This is a genomic window from Streptomyces sp. NPDC054834 (assembly GCF_053611185.1).
The window spans coordinates 179,980-201,969 of sequence record NZ_JBSGZV010000004.1 but is presented as its reverse complement, the minus strand read 5'-3'; the positions used below and the strand labels follow the sequence as shown (position 1 = coordinate 201,969).

Here is a 21,990-nt window from a genome sequence, read left to right as displayed (position 1 = left end):
GGCGCACGGGTGCATCGACCCGTCGGGCCCACACCGCCGCACGCCGTGGGCAGCACAGCCCGCCGGACCGTCCGATTGGACACGTTAGCCCGGTTGTATGACTACTTCGCGGCATATCCCCGAAGTGGTCACCCGAAATAGGGAAACGACGTACGGCGTGGCCTAGTGGGTCATCGTGAAGTGCAGCGTGTCCTTCAGGAAGGGGATCTCCAGCCACGGCTTGGGCTGGGCCATCATCGCCAGGAGGACGATCGCGAGGCCGAGCACGCCGTAGGTGACTATGTCGGTGAAGCGGGAGCGGACCGCGAGCATGCCGACGCCGGGCAGGACCCAGCGCAGGGCGGCGCCCGCGAGCAGGGCCGAGCCGACCATCAGGGTGCCCAGCCGGAACAGGTCGAACGCGGTCAGCAGCAGACCGAGCGCGACCAGGGCGGTGACGGCGATCATCGGCCACTGCCGGGCCGGCGCCGGCGCGTCACCGGAGGCGGCCCGGCCGCCGCCCTCGGGCCGCGCGGTGTCCCGGGTGAACAGCGGGAAGCGGCGCGTGACCCGCTTCGGCCGCCCCTCGGCGTCGGGTGCGCTGATCGCGTCCCGGACGGTCGGCTCCGCGCTCTCGCGGGTGTCGTGGGTGTCGCGGGTGTCGCGGGTGTCGTGGGTGTCCTCAGCCGGCACTGCGCTCCGCCGCCTCGACCACGTTGACGAGCAGCTGCGCGCGGGTCATCGGGCCCACGCCGCCCGGGTTCGGGGAGATCCAGCCGGCCACCTCGGCGACGCCGGGGTGCACATCGCCGACGATCTTCCCCTGAGCGTCGCGGGAGACACCGACGTCGAGGACGGCCGCGCCCGGCTTGACGTCCTCGGGCCGGATCAGGTGGCCCACGCCGGCGGCCGCGATGATGATGTCCGCCCGCTTCAGGTGGGCCGACAGGTCCCGCGTGCCCGTGTGGCACTGGGTCACCGTGGCGTTCTCGCTGCGCCGGGTGAGCAGCAGCGGCATCGGGCGGCCGATGGTCACGCCGCGGCCGACGACCACGACCTCGGCGCCCTTGATCTCCACGCCGTGGCGGCGCAGCAGGGTGAGGATGCCGTTGGGGGTGCAGGGCAGCGGGGCCGGCTCGTTGAGAACGAGACGGCCGAGGTTCATCGGGTGCAGGCCGTCCGCGTCCTTGCCCGGGTCCATCAGCTCCAGGACGCGGTTCTCGTCGATGCCCTTGGGCAGCGGCAGCTGGACGATGTAGCCGGTGCACGCGGGGTCCTCGTTCAGCTCCCGGACGACCGCCTCGATCTCCTCCTGCGTCGCCGTGCCGGGCAGCTCGCGCTGGATGGAGGCGATGCCGACCTGGGCGCAGTCGCGGTGCTTGCCGGCTACGTACTTCTGGCTGCCGGGGTCGTCCCCGACCAGGATCGTGCCGAGGCCGGGCGTGACGCCCTTCTCCTTCAGCGCCGCCACGCGGGCGGTCAGATCGGACTTGATCGCGGCTGCGGTGGCCTTGCCATCGAGAATCTGGGCGGTCATGGTCCCATCCTCGCGGATGACGGCCTCCCTGTTCCAATCCGGGTGCCGATCCGGGGGTCCCGGGGACGCTTCAGGTCACCGCCACCCATGTCCGACCTTGATCGATGATGTTGCACTTGCACAACACATCGCGAATGCGGCTGGACAAGTAAGAGTCCGCTAAAGAACGATGAGTACACAGTGCCGCGGGCAGTACCGGGGGGACGGACCGCATCTGTAGAACTCTCCTCCGAACCGTGCAGCTCGTCGTCTCCGCACTTGGACATCGGAGGAAAAGACGCCATGAGTTTCGGCGACCCGAACAACCCCTACGGCCCGCCGCCTCCGCAGCCGCCAGCGCCGCCCCAGGGTAACGGCTACCCGCAGCAGCCCGGCGTCCCGCCCCAGGGTTACGGCTACCCGCAGCAGCCCGGCGTCCCGCCGCAGGGCTACGGCTACCCGCAGCAGCCCCCGTACGGTGCCTACCCCGGCGGCTACTCGATGCCGCAGACGATGCCGGGTCTGGTGATGACCGCACGTGTTCTGCTCTTCGTCGTGGCCGGCGGGCAGGTTCTCAGCGGCATCGGCTGCTTCGCCGCAGCCAGCGAACTCCGCGACAAGTACGGAACGAGCGCTTACTGGCTCCCCAGTTCCTCCAGCATGACCGTCTCCGACGTGATCCACATGTTTGAGTTCTTCGGTGTGCTCTTCCTCGCTCTCGTTCCACTGTCCATCACGCTGGGTGTCAAGATGTCCAGCGGGCGCCAGGGCATCCGCATCACGACGATGGTCTACGGCATTCTCGGCGCCGTTGCCGGCGTCCTCGTTCTGCTCAGCGGGGCCAACAACGGCGCCCCCGCCGGTGTGCTCTACGGGCTGCTGTGGATCGCCGTCGCCTGCCTGATGGCCGCGGCCATGATGGCCTCGAGCGGCGCGGCTTGGTTCAACCGCCAGCGCTACTGAGCCCCATACAGCCCCGAGGGCCGCGTCTCCCCGCGAGTTGGGGGGGGATACGCGGCCCTCAGGCGTTTCCGGCTCAGTGGAAGAAGTGCCGCGTCCCCGTGAAGTACATCGTGACGCCCGCCTTCTTCGCGGCCTCCACGACCAGCTCGTCGCGGACCGAACCGCCGGGCTGGACGATGGCCTTCACGCCCGCGGCGATGAGGATCTCCGGCCCGTCGGGGAAGGGGAAGAAGGCGTCCGAGGCCGCGTAGGAGCCGCGGGCCCGCTCCTCGCCCGCCCGCTCGACGGCCAGCTTGCAGGAGTCGACCCGGTTGACCTGACCCATGCCGACACCGACCGAGGCGCCGTCCTTGGCGAGCAGGATGGCGTTGGACTTCACGGCCCGGCACGCCTTCCAGGCGAAGGCGAGTTCCTTCAGCTCCTCGGCGTCGAGGGCCTCACCGGTCGCGAGCGTCCAGTTGGCCGGGTCGTCGCCGTCGGCCTGGAGGCGGTCCGTCACCTGGAGCAGCGCGCCGCCGTCGATGGGCTTGACCTCGGCGGGGTGGGAGGGCGCGGCCGGGGCCTTGAGCACCCGGATGTTCTTCTTCTTGGCGAGGGCTTCGAGGGCCCCCTCCTCGTAGTCCGGCGCGACGATGACCTCGGTGAAGATCTCGGCGACCTGCTCCGCCAGCTCCTTCGACACCGGGCGGTTGACCGCGATCACACCACCGAACGCGGACAGCGGGTCGCAGGCGTGCGCCTTGCGGTGCGCCTCGGCGACGTCCGTGCCGATCGCGATGCCACAGGGGTTGGCGTGCTTGATGATCGCGACGCAGGGCTCGTCGTGGTCGTACGCGGCACGGCGGGCGGCGTCCGTGTCCGTGTAGTTGTTGTACGACATCTCCTTGCCGTGCAGCTGCTCGGCCTCGGCGAGACCGACGCCCGTGCCGTCGACGTAGAGCGCGGCGGGCTGGTGCGGGTTCTCGCCGTAGCGGAGGGTGCTCTTGCGCTCCAGGGTGGCGCCGAGGAAGTCGGGGAACTCCGAGTCGTCGAGGGGCGCGTAGGAGCTCGCGAACCAGCTCGCGACCGCGATGTCGTACTCGGCCGTGTGCCGGAAGGCCTCGGCGGCCAGCCGCTTGCGGGTGGCCAGGTCGAAGCCGCCGTCCGCGGCCGCGGCGAGGACGTCCGCGTACCGCGCGGGGCTGGTGACCACGGCGACCGACGGGTGGTTCTTGGCGGCGGCGCGGACCATCGAGGGGCCGCCGATGTCGATCTGCTCGACGCACTCGTCGGGCGAGGCGCCCGAGGCGACGGTCTCGCGGAAGGGGTAGAGGTTGACGACGACGAGGTCGAACGGCTCCACGCCCAGCTCGGCGAGCTGCTCGCGGTGGCTGTCGAGGCGCAGGTCGGCGAGGATGCCCGCGTGGACCTTGGGGTGCAGGGTCTTGACCCGGCCGTCGAGGCACTCGGGGAAGCCGGTGAGCTCCTCGACCTTGGTGACGGGGACTCCGGCGCCGGCGATGCGGCCGGCGGTGGAACCGGTGGACACCAGCTCGACACCGGCCTCGTGCAGCCCGCGGGCCAGCTCCTCCAGGCCGGTCTTGTCGTAGACGCTGACGAGCGCCCTGCGAAGGGGCCGCTTGTTGCTCTCGGCGGTCACTGGATAACTACCTTTCGTCCCTCGATGCGATAGCCGTTGCGGGCGATCCGCCCCACGACCTCGACGAGCAGCCTTCGCTCGACTTCTTTGATGCGCTCGTGCAGAGCGCTCTCGTCGTCCTCGTCCCGGACCTCGACCACGCCCTGGGCGATGATCGGTCCGGTGTCGACGCCGTCGTCGACGAAGTGGACGGTGCAGCCGGTGACCCTGGCGCCGTACGCGAGCGCGTCCCGCACGCCGTGGGCTCCCGGGAAACTGGGCAGCAGGGCGGGATGGGTGTTCACGAACCGCCCGCCGTACCGCGCGAGGAACTCCTTCCCCACGATCTTCATGAACCCGGCGGAGACGACGAGGTCGGGCCGGTGCGCGGCGACGGCCTCGGTGAGGGCCGCGTCCCACTCGGCCCGGTTCGCGTGGTCCTTGACCTTGCACACGAAGGTGGGGAGCCCGGCCCGCTCGGCGCGAGCGAGCCCTTCGACGCCCTCCCGGTCCGCACCGACGGCCACGACCTCGGCGCCGTAGGCCTCGGCGCCGACGCGGTCGATCTCGTCCAGCAGCGCCTGGAGATTGGTGCCGGATCCGGAGACCAGCACGACGAGGCGCTTGGCCACGGGCTTGGCGGCCACGGTGGGGCCCTTTCTCGAAGAAGCGGTTGTACGGCGGCTTGTCCATTCATACGAATGCTTCGCGCCCCGTGATACGGGGAAGTCTACGAACCGGCCGGCCGCCAGCAACGATACCGGCACCCGGGACAGCCCCCACGGGACGGGGGCGTGGCCGGAAGGTAGCGTCTGGGGGGAGCTGGTCGGGAACGCGGCCGTCGCGCGGCGCGTTCCCTTCAGTGAAGCCCACGTCGGACAGCCGTATTCATCTAGGGGAAGACGCTCACTTGATGCCGGACCGCAGTCTGCGACTCCTCACGTTCCCCCCGCAGCCGGACCAGGGAAGGGAGCGGGGTTCCGTGCTGCTGCGGGAGCGGCCCGCCTCACCACCCGACGCGCCCTCGGGCCGGCCGGACGGCGAAGGCCAGGACGACGCGCCGACGGACGACAACCCCTTCGCCCCACCGCCGGAGGGCACACCGGACCGGCCCTGGCGGCCCCGCCACCCCTCGGGCTCCGAGGGCTCGCCGGACTCCGGTGACGGGGGCCGCTCCCCGTGGGGCAGCCAGTGGAGCGACCGCCAGCCCGGCCGCTCCCCCGACGGTTTCGGCGAACGCCCCGGCGGCCGCCCCGAGGGTCCGGACGGCGGCCCCGGCCCCAACCTGCGCTGGGACCCCACCGACCCCGCCCAGCGCCGCGCCCGTTACGCGCTGCTGTGCGGCATGTGGGCCTTCTTCTTCGCCCTGTTCAGCTGGCCGTACGTGGCGCTGCTGCTCGGCGCCCTCGCCCTCTACTGGGGCATCAGCGCCCTGCGCGCCAAGCCCCGCAGGCCCGACCCGGACACCCCGGCCCCGCAGGCCGGCGGCCGTCCCCAGACCACGGCGGCGATCAGCGGCCTGGTCACCGGCTCCCTGGCGCTGGCCCTCGTGGCGGCCACCTTCACGGCCCAGCTGGCCTACCGCGACTACTACGCGTGCGTGAACGACTCCCTCACCAACGAGGCCAAGCAGACCTGCCAGCAGTTGCTGCCGCAGGAGCTGCGGGGGCTGCTGGGGAACAACGGCTGACTGCTCGCACGGGCGGACGGGCGATGCACGGGGGTCACTCGTCGTCCGGTCGGGTCGGCTGAGCCGGCGGGGTGGACGGGGGTGCCGTGGTGGACGCGGTCGGGTTCGGCGAGGCAGCCGGGGTCGACTCGGCGTTGAAGGCCGACGGGATGGACGCGGCCGGCGCGGCTGTCGGGGCCGACGGGACGGACGTGGTCGGCGCAGGCGGCATCGACTCGGTCGGCATGGCAGCCGAGGCCGGCGTGGTGGTCGGGGCCGGCGGAGCGGGTCGGCTCGGTGCCTCGGCCGGCAGTACGTCGTAGGCGTCCAGGGCGCCGTCGTAGACGGACGGCTCGGGCGCCGGTGCCGGCGTCGCCTCCCACGCCTTCGATGCCTCCTCCCACTGCTTCTGGGCCTCCGTCGCCCCCGCCTTGGCCGGTCCCTCGGGCTCCCCTTCCGCCACCCCTCGCGAAGCCCGTCCCCGACACCATCGCACCACCACCGCCACCGGCACCGCCACCGCCCCGAGCCACGCCGGCACCGCGCCGCCCACCTGCCACCACACCGGCCCGAACCGGGCCAGCGCCGCCACCCCGAGCGGGCCGCCCGCCAGCTTCGCCAGGGCGGCGAAGACGGCCCCGCACAACACGGCCGCCAGCAGGGCCGTCCCGGCGGCCCGCGCGGGAGTCCAGCGCGCCCGGCGCTCCCCGGCCCGCGCCGCGAAGCAGGCGACCGTCACCCCCGCCGCCACCGGCACCGCCCTGGCGGCCCAGTTCCACGGCATCGGGAGACCCGCGTCCGGTACCGCCGCGAGCAGCGGGAAGGGCGGCAGCAGCGGCGCGGGATGGGAGGCGAACGGGTCGACCGGGTGTCCGGCACCGAGCGCGAACCCGGGGCCGAGGGCGTAGGCCACCGACCACACCGCCGCGTTGGGCGTCAGCGCGAGGCACAGCACGAGCACGGCGAACCGTCCCGTCCAGCCCTCCGTCATCTGGAGGAAGGAGGCGCGGGCCGCCTCGCCGTGGCCCACCAGCGACACCCCGAGCAGCAGCGTCCCGCCCCCGAGGAGCACCGCCGTCCCGGCCAGCGCCGCCCGCACGGCCGCCCGGAGCCCGGCCCGCCCGCCCGGCGCCAGGGCCCGGCGGCGCAGGAACCCCGGCAGCAGCGCCAGCACGCTCAGCAGGGGCTCGCGCGGACGGCCGTACGCCGACCACACGCCCGCGCCCGCCGCGGCCACCGCGACGAGCGGCAGACACACCGCCGCCCACTCCCAGACTGGCCGCAGCGCACCGCCCGAGGCGTACAGCACGGCGGCGGCGCCGACCCCGAGGTAGCCGAGGACGACGCCCGTCCACGCCGTGTGCGCGGCGACCGGTGGCGGGCCGTCGGCGTCGGCCGGCGCGTCCGTCGCGTCCCGCGCCGCCCGGTACAGCAGCCAGGCCGGCAGCAGGAGCAGCAGCAGCGGGGTGACTCCGACGGGCGCGGGGACGCCGGAGAGCGTCTCGGTGCGGACCAGCTGGACGCCGTGCGCCAGCAGCCACAGCGCGGCGGCGACGTGCAGCGCGCCGCCCGGTCCGCTGTCGGGGTACGGGGAGCTGACCCACAGCACCATCACGAGCACGGCGAAGCAGCCGAGGCCGAGCCCGGCCGCGACCGCGCCACCCAGGAGGCTCGCGGCCAGTCCGGGCGATCGGTCACGCAGCCGGGTGAGCAAGAGCGACAACGACGGTCGGCGAGCGGTCATCTGCGTCACGCCGCCATGCTCCCAACGACACGCGCTTTACGGGCGTAACAGGCGAACCACCGAAGTGTCGCTCAATATATGTTTATGTGTTTTTTCCTCTGGAGGGCTGACCGGTGACGCTCCGTCAGACCGATGTCGCCCTGACACCCGCTCAGGCTTTCGACGCGCTGTACGAGTTCTGCGCCCCCGCCCTCGTACGGCAGACGTACTTGCTCACCGGGCGGCGCGAGTCGGCCCGCGCCGCCGTGGAGCGGGCCTTCGAGCTCGCCTGGCAGCGCTGGCCGGAGGTGGCCCGGGACCGGGACCCGGCGGGCTGGGTACGGGCCACGGCGTACGAGTGCGCACTCTCCCCCTGGCACCGCTTCCACCTGCTCCGCCGCCCCGACCCGCCCCCGGCCGACGCCGCCGACCGCGCTCTGCTGGACGCCCTGCTGAAGCTCCCGCCGCCCTACCGCCGCACGCTCCTGCTGTACGACGGTGTCGGCCTCGACCTGCCGGAGACCGCGGCGGAGACCGAGGCGAGCACACCGGCGGCGGCGCGCCGGCTGACGCGCGCCCGCGCCGCGGTGGCCGCGCGGATCCCGGAACTGGCGGACTGTCACCTGCTGCACCGGCGGCTGGCCGAACTGGCCTCCACCGATCTGCTGCGGGCCGCCGGGCCGACGGTGGTGCGATCGCTCGGCGAACGCCGGGTCCGCCGCTGGACCCGGGCCGCGATCGCCCTCACGGCCTCGGTCGTCGGCGCGACCGCACTCACGCTGCGGACCGCCCCGACCCACTTCGACAAACCCCCCGGTCCGGCCCAGGCGGTGCGGGGCGTACCGCCGAGAGCAGCCCTGGGCCCGCTGTCGGCCAAGGAACTGGCCCTGCGGGCCAAACTGCGGCAGGAGTCGGCGCACGGGCCGGAGAGGCTGCTGCCGGTGCCGCGGTGATCCCGCGGAGTGAAACGTTTCCGCAGAGCAAAGCGACCCCGAGGAGCAAAGCGACCCCGAGGAGCAAAGCGACCCCGCAGAGCAAAGCGATTCCACGGCGCAAAAGGCGGTAGGCCCGCCCCCACCTCGGGGAACGGGCCTACCGGCGCTCGCTCGGCCTGCCTCAGCCGGCCAGGATCTCCCGCGCCAGCTTCGCCGTCTCGGTCGGCGTCTTGCCGACCTTGACGCCCGCGGCCTCCAGGGCCTCCTTCTTCGCCTGGGCGGTGCCCGACGAACCGGAGACGATGGCGCCCGCGTGGCCCATGGTCTTGCCCTCGGGCGCGGTGAAGCCCGCGACGTAGCCGACGACCGGCTTGGTCACGTTCTCCTTGATGAACGCGGCCGCGCGCTCCTCGGCGTCGCCGCCGATCTCACCGATCATCACGATCAGGTCGGTGTCGGGGTCGGCCTGGAACGCGGCGAGGGCGTCGATGTGCGTGGTGCCGATGATCGGGTCACCACCGATGCCGACGGCCGTCGAGAAGCCGATGTCACGCAGCTCGTACATCATCTGGTACGTCAGCGTGCCGGACTTCGAGACCAGGCCGATGCGGCCCGGCTTGGTGATGTCGCCCGGGATGATGCCGACGTTCGACTGGCCCGGGGTGATGATGCCGGGGCAGTTCGGGCCGATGATCCGGGTCTTGTTGCCCTTCTTGCCGGCGTACGCCCAGAAGGACGCCGTGTCGTGCACGGCGATGCCCTCGGTGATCACGACGGCCAGCGGGATCTCGGCGTCGATGGCCTCGACGACCGCGTCCTTGGTGAACTTCTCCGGCACGAAGATGACGGAGACGTTGGCGCCGGTCTTGTCGATGGCCTCCTTGACGGTGCCGAAGACGGGTACCTCGGTGCCGTCGAAGTCCACGGTCTGACCCGCCTTGCGCGGGTTCACGCCGCCCACGACCTGGGTGCCGTCACCGAGCATGAGCTTGGTGTGCTTCATGCCCGTGGCGCCGGTCATGCCCTGGACGATGACCTTGCTGTCCTTGTTGAGCCAGATAGCCATGGTGTGTTGGTGTCCTCGTCCTGAGTGCTTACTTGGCGGCGTGGGCCAGCTCGGCGGCCTTGTCGGCCGCGCCGTCCATGGTGTCGACGCGCTGCACCAGCGGGTGGTTGGCGTCCGTGAGGATCTGCCGGCCCAGCTCGGCGTTGTTGCCGTCGAGGCGGACGACGAGCGGCTTGGTGACGTTCTCGCCCCGGTCCTCCAGGAGCTTCAGCGCCTGGACGATGCCGTTGGCGACCTCGTCGCAGGCGGTGATGCCACCGAAGACGTTGACGAAGACGGACTTGACGTCCGGGTCGCCGAGGATGATCTCCAGACCGTTGGCCATGACCTGGGCGGAGGCGCCACCGCCGATGTCCAGGAAGTTGGCCGGCTTGACGTTGCCGTGCTTCTCACCGGCGTACGCGACGACGTCCAGGGTGCTCATGACGAGACCGGCGCCGTTGCCGATGATGCCGACCTCGCCCTCGAGCTTGACGTAGTTGAGGTTCTTCGCCTTGGCGGCGGCCTCAAGCGGGTTGGCCGCGTCCTTGTCGTGGAGCTCCTCGTACTCGGGGTGGCGGAACTCGGCGTTCTCGTCGAGCGACACCTTGCCGTCGAGGGCGATGACCTCACCGGAGGCGACCTTGGCCAGCGGGTTGACCTCGACGAGGAGGGCGTCCGACTTGATGAAGGTGTCCCACAGCTTGACGAGGACGTTCGCGACCTTGTCGGCGACCTCGGCCGGGAACTTGGCCGCGGCCACGATCTCCTGGGCCTTGGCCTCGTCCACACCGTCGATGGCGTCGATCGCGATCTTCGCGACGGCCTCGGGGCGGGTGGCCGCCACCTCCTCGATCTCCATGCCGCCCTCGACGGAGGCGATGGAGAGGAAGGTGCGGTTGGCACGGTCCAGGAGGAAGGAGACGTAGTACTCCTCGAGGATCTCCGGAGCGGTCTCGGCGATCATGACCTTGTGGACCGTGTGGCCCTTGATGTCCATGCCGAGGATGTCCGTCGCGCGGGCGACGGCCTCGTCCGCGGAGGCGGCCAGCTTGACGCCACCGGCCTTGCCGCGACCACCGACCTTCACCTGCGCCTTGACGACGGACTTGCCGCCCAGCCGCTCGGTGATCTCGCGCGCCGCCTCAGGCGTGTCGATGACTTCACCGGCCAGCACCGGTACATCGTGCTTGGCGAAGAGGTCCCTCGCCTGGTACTCGAACAGGTCCACGCGCTTCCGTCCCTATCAGTGATCTCGCGGTTCGTTGGATGCGTGGGCGTGCCGCGAAGGGCAACGTGACGTCCGCATGTGTCACTAGGGAAGCGCACACGGTGTCCGAGCGCGCGGCATGTCCGTCTCGCAGGTTATCGCCGCTTCCCGGGGCTCCCTAAATCGAGGGTCACACCTGAGCGGTGATACCTGTCACATGATGCCGCCCATGCTGGCACGGCGTGCCGGGAGGGCGAGGCCTCACCGGGCTGGGGTTGACCCGGTGAGGCCTCTGAAGTGGCCCTTCAGGGCCGTGGGCGGCTGATCCCCACCCCAATGGGGACCAGCCACCCCGGTCCGTGAGGTGTCGGCCGCACGGGCCGACGGCATTCGGCCGTCCGGGCCGTTCAACCCCACGGAGTCGGTCGGGACGGGCCTCCTCAGACGCTGTAGGTGTGCCCGTCGTGCATGTTGTGCGGGTTCTGCACGAGGTGCGCGTACCCCGTGTCATGCACATATCCCGGGAGCGCCGACTCGGCCACGCCCGTCACACCGGTGACCGCGTGCCCGGCGAGCGGACCGGCGCCGGTCCGGACGGTCCCGGTGAGGTCCTGCGCGAAGGGCGCCACCTGCCCGGCGACCTCCCGGACGAAGGGGTCGGCCTGGCCGGCCACCCCGCCCGCGAACGGAGCGACGTCTCCCGTCACCCCGTGGGCCAGCGTCGTGGCGCTGCCGGCGACCGGGTCGACCACCTGCCGGACGGCCCCGGTGATCCCGTCGGCGAATGGCGGCACCTCCCCCGCGACGCCCTGCGCGAAGGGCCCCACCTGCCCGGTCACCCCGTACGCCAGCGGCGGCACCTGACCGGCGACCCCGCCCGCGAAGGGCCGCACGTCGCCCGCGACGCCGTACGCCAGCGTCCCCGCGTCCCCGGCGGCCTCCCCGGCGACCGGCACGACCCCGCGCACGGCGGTGTTCGCGACCGGCGGCAGCACCGCGTCCGTGGCGTCGTGGGCGACGACCTGCCCGGTGACACCGGTGGCGTACGGCGGCACGTCGGCGACGACTCCGGTGGCATACGCCGGCACGTCCGCCACGGCCCCCGTGGCGACGCCCCACACCCCTGCCACCGCGCCCCCGGCGACCGGCCGGGCACCCTGCACCACACCGCCCACAACGGGCTCGACATCCGCGACCACGCCGTACGCCAGCTCCGTGGCGGCGGCAACGGCGTGATCGGCGACGGGCGTCACCCCGGTCACCGCACCGCCGGCCACTGGCGTGACGCCGTCCACCGCGCCGGTGACGGTCGGCACGGCCCCGGCGACCGCGTGCCCGGCGACGGGGCCGACGCCCGCCACGGCGTGGCCGGCCACCGGCAGGACCCCGTCCACGGCGGTCCCGGCGACCGGCGGGAGGACCGCGGCGGCCGTCTGGCCGACGACCGGGGTGACCGTTCCCGGCACCGCCCTGACCGTGCCGACGACCTGCTGCTCGACGCCGGTGACGGTGCCGGTGACGGTGCCGGTGACGTGGCCGGGGACGGCGGCGACGGCGGCTTCGGCGGCGCCGGACGCGCGCGTGGCCTCACCGCCGGCCAGAGCTGCCGCGGAAGCGGTGCGGCCCTGGGCTCCGTCGGACGTGTGCTGCGCGGCGGCGGTCACGCCGGCCGTGCTGCCGTGCACGCCCGTACGGGTGGCCGCCCCGGTGGTCTGGAGCTTGGTCTGGGCGGCGGCCAGTGCCTCTTCCAACTCGGGAGCGAAGGAGGAGAGGGGGCCGAAGAGGTAGTCGACCTCTCCCTTCGGGGAGGTGTGCGCATGGGTCGCCTCGGTGACGGCGTGCGCTGCCGTGTCCGTGACCCCGGTCGGGGCCTTCGTGGTCGCCCGGTCCGCGACAGGGGCGGTCACGGTCCGCGCGACGCGGGCGGCCTGGGCGCCCTTGATGGCCTGGGCGCCTCTGGTCTTCGCCGCACCCGGGACCTTTGCGTCCACGTGGTGGCGGGCCCGGGCGGTGGTGTCGGTGCCGGACCGGGTGTCGGTCACCGTGGTCTTCGCCTCGGCCACCGTGTCCCGCACGTCGGAGACGACTCCGTCGACCGTGGCGGTGACGGTGCTCACGGTGTCCGTGGTCGGGGTGTCGGCGGCCGTGTCCGGCGCGGAGAGGGCCGAGGCGGGCAGTTCGTCGGCGCTGGCGACGGCCGAGCCGAGCGCCCACGCGCCGGTGACACCGGCGGCTATGACGATGGAGCGGCGGATGTTCTTGTTCATGCGTGCGTCAGTTCCTTCAGGGTTCCGGGACGTCTTGAGCGGCTTCCGTCCGGAGAGCTGGGGGATGTCCGGACGGGCGGGCAGACCTGTTCCGCCCCCGCGCGGCAGGTCCACGGCGGGAGAAATGGCCGTTTCTGCCTCGGGGAGGGAGCCCTAGCCGGGGAAGACGGGGATGTCCCGGTGCCTGTCCCGGGTCCCGGGCGCGTCGACGCGCGCGATGGCACCGGGCGTCAGACGCAGCGGCGCCCGGTGGTCAGGGGTGACGGCATACGCGTCGGCATGGCGTGACATGTCGCCGCCGACCGCCGCCCGGTTGGCGAGCGCCCCGTCCGGGTCTCCGGAGGGCGCGGGGCGGGAGGGGGCGCCGACCCGGTCCGCGGTGCGCAGGCCGTCGGCGTGCGCACCGGTGACCGGTGCTCCGAAGTCCGGGGTGACGCGCGGCCCCTGGGGCCCGGTCACCGTCGTACGGGGTTCGGTACGGCGCTCGGTACGGGAGTCCGCCCGGACCTCCGTACGGTGCTCCGCGCCGACGTGTCCGGCGGACGCGGTCCCCGGGGACGACGACACCCCCTGGCCGCCCGGCTGCTGCGGCGCGGGCACCTCGACGACCGGCGGCGCGGGCAGCGAGGGCTGCGCGGGCAGCTTCGGCAGGGCGGCCGGCTTCGGCACCGACGGTGCTTTGGCCTGTGCCTCGTCCAGATCCTGGGTCACCGTGCCGGCCACGTCACCAACCGGCCGGGCGACACGAGCGCTGACGGTCCGTACGGCATCCTCGGTGGTCGCCGAGGTCACCGACGACACGGCCGACACCGAGGACACCGAGGACACCGAGGACACCGAGGACACCGAGGACACCGAAGCGTCCGGTGTCGTCCCCTCGGCCGCATGCGCCTGTTCGCCGCAGAGGAAGCCGAGTGCGAACAAGCCGCCGACCAACAGCGCCAGTTGCAGGGCACGCCGTCCGGCCGCCGTGCGCAGGACGCGCACAGCGGCACCGGACAGGGCTGCTGGCCAGGTCAAGAGCGGAGGATCCTCCGTGCGACGGAACGGGCTGACGGGTCGACGGGATGCGCGGTCGATCCTCGCACGTCCCGCCCGAGGTTGTGCAAGCCCCCCGTTACCGATGGGTAGTGATGTCCGGTATGGGCAGCGGCCGCTTCTCGATCGCCGCCGCCATCACCTCCGGGAACAGATCCGGCGTACAGGCGAACGCCGGTGCGCCCAGCGCGGCGAGCGCGGCCGCGTGCTCCCGGTCGTAGGCCGGCGTCCCCTCGTCCGACAGCGCGAGCAGCGCCACGAACTGCACCCCCGACGCCTTCATCGCCGCGACCCGCTTGAGCATCTCCTCGCGTATGCCTCCCTCGTAGAGATCGCTGATCAGCACGACCACCGTCTCCGCGGGCCGGGTGATCTGCGACTGGCAGTAGGCGAGCGCGCGGTTGATGTCCGTACCGCCGCCGAGCTGGGTGCCGAAGAGGACGTCGACCGGGTCGTCCAGCTGGTCGGTGAGGTCGACGACGGCCGTGTCGAACACGACGAGCCGCGTACTGATCGACCGCATGGAGGCGAGCACCGCCCCGAACACGGACGCGTAGACGACGGACGCCGCCATCGAACCGGACTGGTCGATGCAGAGGATCACTTCCTTCTTCACCGACTGCGAGGCGCGCCCGTAGCCGATGAGCCGCTCCGGCACGACCGTCCGGTATTCCGGCAGGTAGTGCTTGAGGTTGGCCGCGATCGTGCGGTTCCAGTCGATGTCGTGGTGGCGTGGTCTGCTGACCCGCGCGCTGCGGTCGAGGGCGCCGGTGAGAGTGGCCCGGGTGCGGGTGGCCAGCCGCTTCTCCAGGTCCTCGACGACCTTGCGCACGACCGCCCGTGCCGTCTCCCTCGTCGTCTCCGGCATGGCCTTGTTGAGCGAGAGCAGCGTGCCGACGAGGTGCACGTCGGCCTCGACCGCTTCCAGCATCTCCGGCTCGAGCAGCAGGGTCGCCAGCCCGAGCCGGTCGATGGCGTCCCGTTGCATGACCTGGACGACGGAAGAGGGGAAGTAGGTGCGGATGTCCCCGAGCCAGCGCGCCACGGACGGCGCCGACGCCCCGAGCCCCGCCGCCCGGTCCCGGCCCGCCCGCGGCCGGTCGCCCTTGCCGTAGAGCGCGGTCAGCGCCCCGTCCATCGCCGCGTCCCGCCCGGAGAGGGCGCATCCGGTGCCGTCGGCCGCGTCTCCCCCGAGCACCAGCCGCCAGCGCCGCAGCCGCTCCCGGGCCGGGTCGTCGGCATACGCCGGCTCGTTCGTCATGTGCCCACCCCCACCGGGTCGTTGTCGTCGGCGTACGCGCCGGCCGCGCCGTCTTCGTGCAGGCCCAGCAGCAGCCGCACCACCGGCAGCACCGTGTCCGCGCGGTCCGGGTCGAGGTCGGCCGCGAAGCCGGGTATGCCCGCGCCGGTGGCCGTCGCGCTCCGCGCGGCGCCCGGCCCACGCCGCACCAGTTCCCCGAGCGTCCTGCGCACGCCCGCCTCGTACGCCGAGAACGTGCGCCGCAGCAGCGGCAGTACGTCCGTGAACGCCTCCGCCGGCACCCCGGTCAGCCAGGCGTCGACCAGGCCGAGCAGCCGCTCGTCGTGCACCAGCAGCATCCCGCCCCCGCCGCCGACGAAGCCCTCGATCCACGCGGCGGCGTCCGCGGGTGGCGTCCCCGGCGACAACACGAGACCCATCAGCCGGGCCGCCGCGTCCTGCCCCAACCCGCCGTCGTCGAGCAGGATGCGCACCGCACGACCCCGTACGACCCCGGGCACGGCATCCCGCGCGGACAGCGTCCTCAGCACCGCGCGCCACCGCGGACGCAGGTCGCCGTGTCCGGGCACGGCCGCCTCCGCGAGCAGGGCCACCGCCCCGTGCACGGCGTCCACATGTCCTCGCATCTCCTCGGCCGCGTCGGCGTCCAGTGCGGCGCAGGCCGGGGGCAGGCCGACGAAGACCCGCTCGGCGAGGCCCGCGGCGACCTCGGCGAGGGCTTCGGTGCCGGTGCCGCGCACATCGCCGTAGCGCAGGGAGCGGACCAGGGCGGGCAGGGCCTGCGCCAGGTGGCCGACGTCGGTGTCCAGCGCCGCCCGGTCGGCGAGCACGCGCATCACCACCGGCAGGGCGTCCGGCAGTTCGGCGAGCAGGCAGCGCTCGGCGAGGGCGGTGACGTCGGCGAGGGACCGGGCGGCCAAGGCGTCCGCCTCCGCCTTGGCCGTCGCGGCGGCGACCACGGTCGTACCCCACACCCCGGCCTCGGCGACCCGCACGGACAGCTCCGGCTCCCAGCGCAGCCGCCAGGTCTCCCGGAACGTGCCCGTGCTGCCACGGGAGGCCACCGGCTCGCCCCAGTCGACGCCGAGCAGCCGCAGCCGGTGCAGCAGCCGGCTCCGTCCGGCGTCGGTCTCCTTGCGCAGGTCGAGCTCCAGCTCCCGCTCCAGCGCCTCGGGTTTGAGCCGCAGCCGGCGCTGCTCCCGGGCCAGGTCGCGCTGCAACGGCACCGCGGGCGCCCCCTCGGGCACCTCGCCCAGCACATCCCCGACCACCAGCCGGTCGTGCACCAGCGCCAGCGGCACGTCCGAGCCCTCGCACATCACCGCGCGCACCGCGTCGGTGGTCTCGCTCAGGCCGGCCAGCGGGCGGCCGCGCATCGCGGCGAGCGTCTCGGCCAGCCGCACCGCCTCGATGACATGGGCCGAGGAGACGATCCGGTCCTCCTCGCGCAACAGCCCCGCGACCTTGGTCAGCCACCGCTCCACGGGCCGGTCGGGCGCGGTGAACAGGTGCCCGTACCAGCCCGGCGAGTCGATGCCCGCGCCGTACCCGCCGGCCCGGGCCAGCCTGCGGTGCGTCCACGGCACCCAGGTCATGTCCGTCTTGACCTTGGGCAGCCCCTTCAGCAGCGCCCGGTCCGCGGTGACGGCGGCCTTCTCCCGCAGTGCGGGCACATGCCACGCCCCACAGACCACGGCCACCTCGTCCCCGAACTCCCGCTGGGCGGCCCGCACCTGGAGGCGCATGTACGCCTCCCGCACGGGGTCCCGGGCGCGCCCGCCGGTGCCGTACCGCTCCCGCAGCGCCCCCATGGCCTCCTCGAGCGCGGCGAACGGCGCGAACGGGTCCCGGTCGACCCCGCCCCGGTGCTCGACGGCGTCCTCCCACCAGCGCTCGGGGTCGTCGTAGCCGCCGGCCTCGGCGAGGACGGCGAGGGGATCGAGGCGGACGTCATCCGCCTCTCCTTCGTCTCCCCCTTCGTCTCCCCCTCCTCCTCTTCCTCCTCTTCCTTCTTCTTTTCCTTCTCCTCTTCCTTCTTCTCTCTCCCACGCCAGCGTGTGGGCGGCGGGCAGGTCGATGAAGCGGGCATGTGCCCCGTGTGCCAGGGCCCAGCGGATCGCCACCCACTCCGGGGAGAACTCGGCCAGCGGCCAGAACGCCGAGCGGCCGGGCTCGTCCACGGCGTGGGCGAGGAGCGCGACCGGGGGCCGCATGCGGTCGTCGGCGGCCAGCGGAACCAGGTCGTCGGCCTCGGGCGGCCCCTCGATCAGCACCACCTCCGGCCGGGCCGCCTCCAGCGCGGCCCGCACCGCCCGCGCCGAGCCCGGCCCGTGGTGCCGCACGCCGAGCAGCAGCGGTCCGGCGGCCGATGACCTCGGCCATGGGGTGTCGTTCACGCGCTCACCTCCCGGCAGGCCCGGTAGAAGTCCTTCCAGCCGTCCCGCTCGCGGACGACCGTCTCCAGGTACTCCTGCCAGATGACGCGGTCGGCCGCCGGGTCGCGGACGACGGCGCCGAGGATGCCCGCGGCCACGTCGGCCGGCCGCAGCACGCCGTCGCCGAAGTGCGCGGCCAGCGCGAGGCCGTTGGTGACGACCGAGATGGCCTCGGCGGTGGACAGGGTGCCGCTGGGCGACTTCAGCTTCGTCCGGCCGTCGGCGGTGATCCCGTCGCGCAGTTCGCGGAAGACGGTCACGACGCGGCGGATCTCGTCGATGCCGTCGGGCACGGCCGGCAGGTCGAGGGAGCGGCCGAGCTGGTCGACGCGGCGGGAGACGATGTCGACCTCGGCGTCGGCGCTCTCCGGCAGCGGCAGCACCACCGTGTTGAAACGGCGGCGCAGGGCGCTGGACAGGTCGTTGACCCCTCGGTCGCGGTCGTTGGCCGTGGCGATGAGGTTGAACCCGCGGACCGCCTGCACCTCCTGCCCCAGCTCCGGTATCGGCAGTGTCTTCTCCGACAGGATCGTGATCAGCGTGTCCTGCACATCGGCCGGGATGCGGGTCAGCTCCTCGACGCGGGCCGTCATGCCCTCGGCCATGGCGCGCATGACCGGGCTGGGCACGAGCGCGTTCCGGCTGGGGCCGTGGGCGAGCAGCTGCGCGTAGTTCCAGCCGTAGCGGATGGCCTCTTCCGGGGTGCCCGCCGTGCCCTGCACCAGCAGGGTCGAGTCGCCGCTGACGGCGGCGGCCAGATGCTCGGACACCCAGGTCTTGGCGGTGCCGGGCACGCCGAGCAGCAGCAGCGCGCGGTCGGTGGCGAGCGTGGTGACGGCGACCTCGACGATGCGGCGCGGACCCACGTACTTCGGCGTGATCACCGTGCCGTCCGGCAGCGTGCCGCCGAGCAGATACGTGGCGACCGCCCACGGCGACAGCTTCCAGCGGGCCGGGCGAGGGCGGTCGTCCTGCGCGGCCAGCGCGGTGAGTTCGGCCGCGAAGGCGTCCTCGGCGTGCGGCCTGAGCACCTCGGCCGGCTGCTTCCCATGCGCCTGCACGGACGTCGGTTCCACGGACACAGACATGGCTGAGGCCCCCTCCAGCTCGGCCGGTTCGGATCTGTCACCAACCCTGCACCACACCACTGACAATCGCACTGACCTGCGCAGACGGGCTCGCCGGGCCGATTGTCAGTGGCGGGATCTACCGTCGGTGGCATGACTGAGCAGGGGGTGCGCTGGACCGCGGAGCAGGTGCTGGCACTGGCGCCTGACGCCGCGTCACGCAAGGCAGGGAGCAAACTCGGCGTGGCCGGGCCGTGGTCCGGGACGGGCAGTGCCGACGAGGGGACGGTGTGGGGGCTGTGCAAAGGCAGTGGCAGCAGGCCGTATCAGACGGTCGTCGACATCGCGGACACGGCCGGGCCCGCGTACAAGTGCAGTTGCCCGAGCCGGAAGTTCCCGTGCAAGCACGCGCTCGGCCTGCTGCTGCTGTGGGCGAGCGGGGACGGCGCGGTGCCGGGGGCGGCGCAGGCTCCGGACTGGGCGGAGCAGTGGATCTCGGGCAGGCGTAACCACCGGGAGGACAAACGGGCTGGTGACGGCGGTGGTTCCAGTTCGGGGGCCCCCGATCCGGAGGCGGCCCGGCGCCGGGCGGAGCGCCGGGCCGAGCGGGTCACCGCGGGCGCGACGGAGCTGGAGCAGCGGCTGGCGGATCTGCTGCGCGGCGGCCTGGCCTCGGCGGAGTCGGCGGGGTACGGGCTGTGGGAGGAGACCGCGGCCCGCATGGTCGACGCCCAGGCGCCGGGACTGGCCGCCCGGGTGCGCGAGTTGGGGGCGATACCGGCGTCCGGGCCGGGCTGGCCGGTGCGGCTGCTGGAGGAGTGCGCGCTGCTGCACCTGCTCGACCAGGGCTGGCTGCGCCGCGAGCGGCTCCCGGACGGCCTCGCGGCGACGGTCCGCTCCCGCGTCGGCCTGCCCGCCTCCGCGGACGGCCCGCCGGTGCGCGACCGCTGGCTCGTCCTCGCCCAGTACGACACGTCCGACCCGAAGCTGACCACGCGCCGGATATGGCTGTACGGCGCCGAGTCGGGCCGTACGGCTCTGCTGCTGTCGTACGGCGCGGCCGGCCGCGCCCCTGAACTGGCGCTGCCGGTCGGGCTGGTCCTCGACGCCGAGGTGTCCGCGTATCCGGGCGCCGGGCAGTCGCGGGCGGCGCTGGGCGAGCGGTTCGCCGCGCCCGCGCCCGCGGGGATCCGGCCGCCGGGTCTGACCACGGCCGAGGCGGCCGCGCGGTACGGCGAGGCCCTGCGGGCCGATCCCTGGCTGGACGCGGTTCCGGTCACGCTGGAGCGGGTCGTACCGGCCCCGGCCGGTGATTCCTGGCAACTGGCGGACGCCGACACCGACTCGGCGCTCCCCCTCACTCCCACCGCCCACTCCCGACCGGGCCTGTGGCGCCTCGTCGCCCTCTCCGGCGGCGCTCCCGTCAAGGTCTTCGGCGAGTGCGGCCACCGGGGCTTCACTCCCCTGACGGCCTGGCCGGCGGGAGCGGGGGAGGCGGTGGTGCTTTGTTGACCGGGCGAGGGCACGCATATCGCCCGCCCCGAGGGACACCCGACGTGGGTAACCGTTCAACCACTTCGCCGGACCGCCCACCGACCGAGAGGCAGTCATGAACAGCACCCCCGCTTCGGCGGACGCGCCCGTCGCGGGTGTCTGGGAGGAGCTCGTCACCGCGGCCCTGCTCGGTACCGACCGGCGTCCGCCGGCCGGGGGCACGCCGGGGCGGGAGGCTCCAGTGGCGCTGTTGGACTCGGCGGCCGTGGAGACCGTACGGCGGCGGGCCGGGCTGCGTCCGGCGCCGGCGGCCCGGCGGCCGGAACCGGCGCCCGAGGACCCGCGCCCCGTGCTGCCCGCCCCGGCGGCGCGCAGGCTGGCGATGCTGCTGGCCAGCCGCCCCGGCACGGGCGGGGGCGGCCGCCGGGGCACCTCGCCCGATCTCATGGAGCTGCTGCCCCAGTGGCTCGCGGCGGCGAACGCGCGCGGATACGCTCCGCCCCCGCAGGCGCTGCCCGTGCTGCTGGACGCGGCCCGGGGCCGTACGGACCTGCGCCCGGCGGTGCTGGAGTTCGCGGGGGCGCGGGCGCTGTGGCTGGCCCGGCTGAACCCGGACTGGCGGTTCGCCCTGCGCGCGGCGCCCGGTGGCGGCGCGGCGCTGCCGGACCCCGACGACTCCGACGAGGTGCGCCAGCTCTGGGAGGAGGGGCTGTTCGCCGAGCGGGTCGCACTGCTCGCGGCGGTCCGGGCGCACGGACCCGCGGTCGCGCGCGAGCTGCTGGCGGGCACATGGGCGACGGAGCGCGCGGAGGACCGGCTGATGTTCCTCGACTCGCTGCGCACGGGGCTCACCGCGGAGGACGAGCCCTTCCTGGAACAGGCGCTAGCCGACCGCAGCCGCAACGTACGGGCGACGGCCGCCGAGTTGCTGTCCGCGCTGCCCGGATCGGCGCTCGCCGCACGGATGGCGGTGCGGGCCGGGGCCTGTGTGGCCATCGATCACACACGGGACAGGGCGACGATCGTGGTGGAAGCACCACTTGAGTGCGACACGAGGATGGAGAGAGACGGTGTAGTGCCCAAACCTCCTACGGGTAGAGGAGAAAGGTCGTGGTGGCTGGGCCAGTTGGTGGAAGCGGCACCGCTCGGGACCTGGCCGGCACGGCTCGGCGGGCGCACGCCTCAGGAGATCGTGGCGCTGCCGGTCGCGGACGACTGGCTGGGCGAGTTGCACGCGGCCTGGTGTCGCGCGGCGGTGCGGCAGCGGGACGCCGAGTGGTCCCGGGCGCTGCTCGGCCCGCCATCGGCGCCCGAGGCGGGTGGCCCGGGGGCGGTCTCGCTGGCCGAGCGGGCCAAGCTGCTGGGCACGCTGGGCGCGGAGGAACGCGCCGCGTGGGTAGCGGGATTCATCGCGACGCACGGACTGTCGGAGGCGTTCCAGCTGCTCGGGATGTGCACGGTGCCGTGGGCTGCTCCGCTCGGGCGGGCGGTCGTGGACGCCCTGGACATCGCTCGGGACGCGGGGAGTTATCCATGGAGTTTCAGTGGCGTGATGGGCCTGGCCGAGCGGTGCCTGGACCCGGCGGAGGCCTCACGGCTGGACGGGCTGCTGGCGGTGCCGGACGAGCGGGAGGACGCGTCGCCGGGGGCCGGAGGGTACTGGGCGGAGGCGTTCCAGCGGCTCGTCACGACGTTGCGCCTGCGCGCGGCGATGACGGACGAGCTGGGTGCGGCCTAGTGCCCCAGCCGGGCGTCGCGACGGGGCGAATG

17 protein-coding genes are annotated in these 21,990 nt (G+C 73.5%); 5 read left to right on the top strand and 12 right to left on the bottom strand.

The annotated features are described in order from the left end of the window. Positions 1-162: 162 nt before the first annotated feature. Complete coding sequence (locus ACWGJM_RS08175) at positions 163-672, bottom strand: DUF3017 domain-containing protein (RefSeq protein WP_453410825.1); 510 nt, start codon at positions 670-672, stop codon at positions 163-165. Beyond that, positions 662-1,516 (bottom strand): bifunctional methylenetetrahydrofolate dehydrogenase/methenyltetrahydrofolate cyclohydrolase, encoded by an 855-nt coding sequence (locus tag ACWGJM_RS08170; protein WP_132856184.1) that lies wholly within the window; start codon positions 1,514-1,516, stop codon positions 662-664. Before ACWGJM_RS08170 ends, ACWGJM_RS08175 begins: the two co-directional genes overlap by 11 nt. A gap of 282 nt (positions 1,517-1,798) precedes the next feature. On the opposite strand from ACWGJM_RS08170, the gene ACWGJM_RS08165 reads away from it, so the two are divergent. Further along, positions 1,799-2,458 (top strand): hypothetical protein, encoded by a 660-nt coding sequence (locus ACWGJM_RS08165; RefSeq protein ID WP_453410824.1) that lies wholly within the window; start codon positions 1,799-1,801, stop codon positions 2,456-2,458. A gap of 73 nt (positions 2,459-2,531) precedes the next feature. Here the strand turns inward: ACWGJM_RS08165 and purH are convergent, their stop codons facing one another. Both purH and purN read right to left on the bottom strand, forming a co-directional pair. Next, positions 2,532-4,097 (bottom strand): bifunctional phosphoribosylaminoimidazolecarboxamide formyltransferase/IMP cyclohydrolase, encoded by a 1,566-nt coding sequence (purH, locus tag ACWGJM_RS08160; protein ID WP_453410823.1) that lies wholly within the window; start codon positions 4,095-4,097, stop codon positions 2,532-2,534. Next, positions 4,094-4,723 (bottom strand): phosphoribosylglycinamide formyltransferase, encoded by a 630-nt coding sequence (gene purN, locus ACWGJM_RS08155; RefSeq protein WP_453410822.1) that lies wholly within the window; start codon positions 4,721-4,723, stop codon positions 4,094-4,096. Before purN ends, purH begins: the two co-directional genes overlap by 4 nt. 266 nt (positions 4,724-4,989) lie before the next feature. Here purN and ACWGJM_RS08150 point away from each other — a divergent pair, with 266 nt between their 5' ends. After that, on the top strand, positions 4,990-5,766 hold the full coding sequence (locus tag ACWGJM_RS08150; protein WP_453410821.1) for a hypothetical protein: 777 nt from the start codon (positions 4,990-4,992) through the stop codon (positions 5,764-5,766). Positions 5,767-5,800: 34 nt separating this feature from the next. Here ACWGJM_RS08150 and ACWGJM_RS08145 read toward each other — a convergent pair whose 3' ends face one another. Continuing rightward, positions 5,801-7,489, bottom strand: a complete 1,689-nt coding sequence (locus ACWGJM_RS08145) for a cell division protein PerM (RefSeq protein ID WP_453410953.1) — start codon at positions 7,487-7,489, stop codon at positions 5,801-5,803. A 113-nt stretch (positions 7,490-7,602) separates the two neighbouring features. Between ACWGJM_RS08145 and ACWGJM_RS08140 the strand changes: the two genes are divergently transcribed. Further along, positions 7,603-8,421: a sigma factor-like helix-turn-helix DNA-binding protein gene (locus ACWGJM_RS08140; RefSeq protein ID WP_453410820.1), complete on the top strand. Its 819-nt coding sequence runs from the start codon at positions 7,603-7,605 to the stop codon at positions 8,419-8,421. Positions 8,422-8,584: 163 nt separating this feature from the next. On the opposite strand, the gene sucD is transcribed toward ACWGJM_RS08140, so the two are convergent. The 7 genes from sucD to ACWGJM_RS08105 form a co-directional block, all read right to left on the bottom strand. Continuing rightward, entirely contained in the window at positions 8,585-9,469 is an 885-nt protein-coding gene (sucD, locus tag ACWGJM_RS08135; protein WP_388791736.1) for a succinate--CoA ligase subunit alpha, read from the bottom strand. A 28-nt stretch (positions 9,470-9,497) separates the two neighbouring features. Continuing rightward, positions 9,498-10,679, bottom strand: a complete 1,182-nt coding sequence (gene sucC, locus ACWGJM_RS08130) for an ADP-forming succinate--CoA ligase subunit beta (RefSeq protein WP_453410819.1) — start codon at positions 10,677-10,679, stop codon at positions 9,498-9,500. 419 nt (positions 10,680-11,098) lie between these two features. After that, positions 11,099-12,925, bottom strand: a complete 1,827-nt coding sequence (locus ACWGJM_RS08125) for a hypothetical protein (protein WP_453410818.1) — start codon at positions 12,923-12,925, stop codon at positions 11,099-11,101. 153 nt (positions 12,926-13,078) lie between these two features. Beyond that, on the bottom strand, positions 13,079-13,945 hold the full coding sequence (locus ACWGJM_RS08120) for a hypothetical protein (protein ID WP_453410817.1): 867 nt from the start codon (positions 13,943-13,945) through the stop codon (positions 13,079-13,081). Between the two features lie 97 nt (positions 13,946-14,042). Next, on the bottom strand, positions 14,043-15,224 hold the full coding sequence (locus ACWGJM_RS08115; protein WP_453410816.1) for a VWA domain-containing protein: 1,182 nt from the start codon (positions 15,222-15,224) through the stop codon (positions 14,043-14,045). Then, entirely contained in the window at positions 15,221-17,620 is a 2,400-nt protein-coding gene (locus tag ACWGJM_RS08110; protein ID WP_453410815.1) for a DUF5682 family protein, read from the bottom strand. Before ACWGJM_RS08110 ends, ACWGJM_RS08115 begins: the two co-directional genes overlap by 4 nt. Continuing rightward, a complete protein-coding gene (locus tag ACWGJM_RS08105) occupies positions 17,617-18,747 on the bottom strand; it encodes an ATP-binding protein (RefSeq protein WP_453410814.1) in 1,131 nt (376 codons plus the stop codon). The genes ACWGJM_RS08110 and ACWGJM_RS08105 overlap by 4 nt, the downstream gene beginning before the upstream one ends. 132 nt (positions 18,748-18,879) lie before the next feature. On the opposite strand from ACWGJM_RS08105, the gene ACWGJM_RS08100 reads away from it, so the two are divergent. Together ACWGJM_RS08100 and ACWGJM_RS08095 are read left to right on the top strand one after the other, a co-directional pair. Beyond that, positions 18,880-20,238 (top strand): SWIM zinc finger family protein, encoded by a 1,359-nt coding sequence (locus ACWGJM_RS08100; RefSeq protein WP_453410813.1) that lies wholly within the window; start codon positions 18,880-18,882, stop codon positions 20,236-20,238. 97 nt (positions 20,239-20,335) lie between these two features. Then, positions 20,336-21,958: a DUF5691 domain-containing protein gene (locus ACWGJM_RS08095; protein WP_453410812.1), complete on the top strand. Its 1,623-nt coding sequence runs from the start codon at positions 20,336-20,338 to the stop codon at positions 21,956-21,958. Positions 21,959-21,990 lie beyond the last annotated feature (32 nt).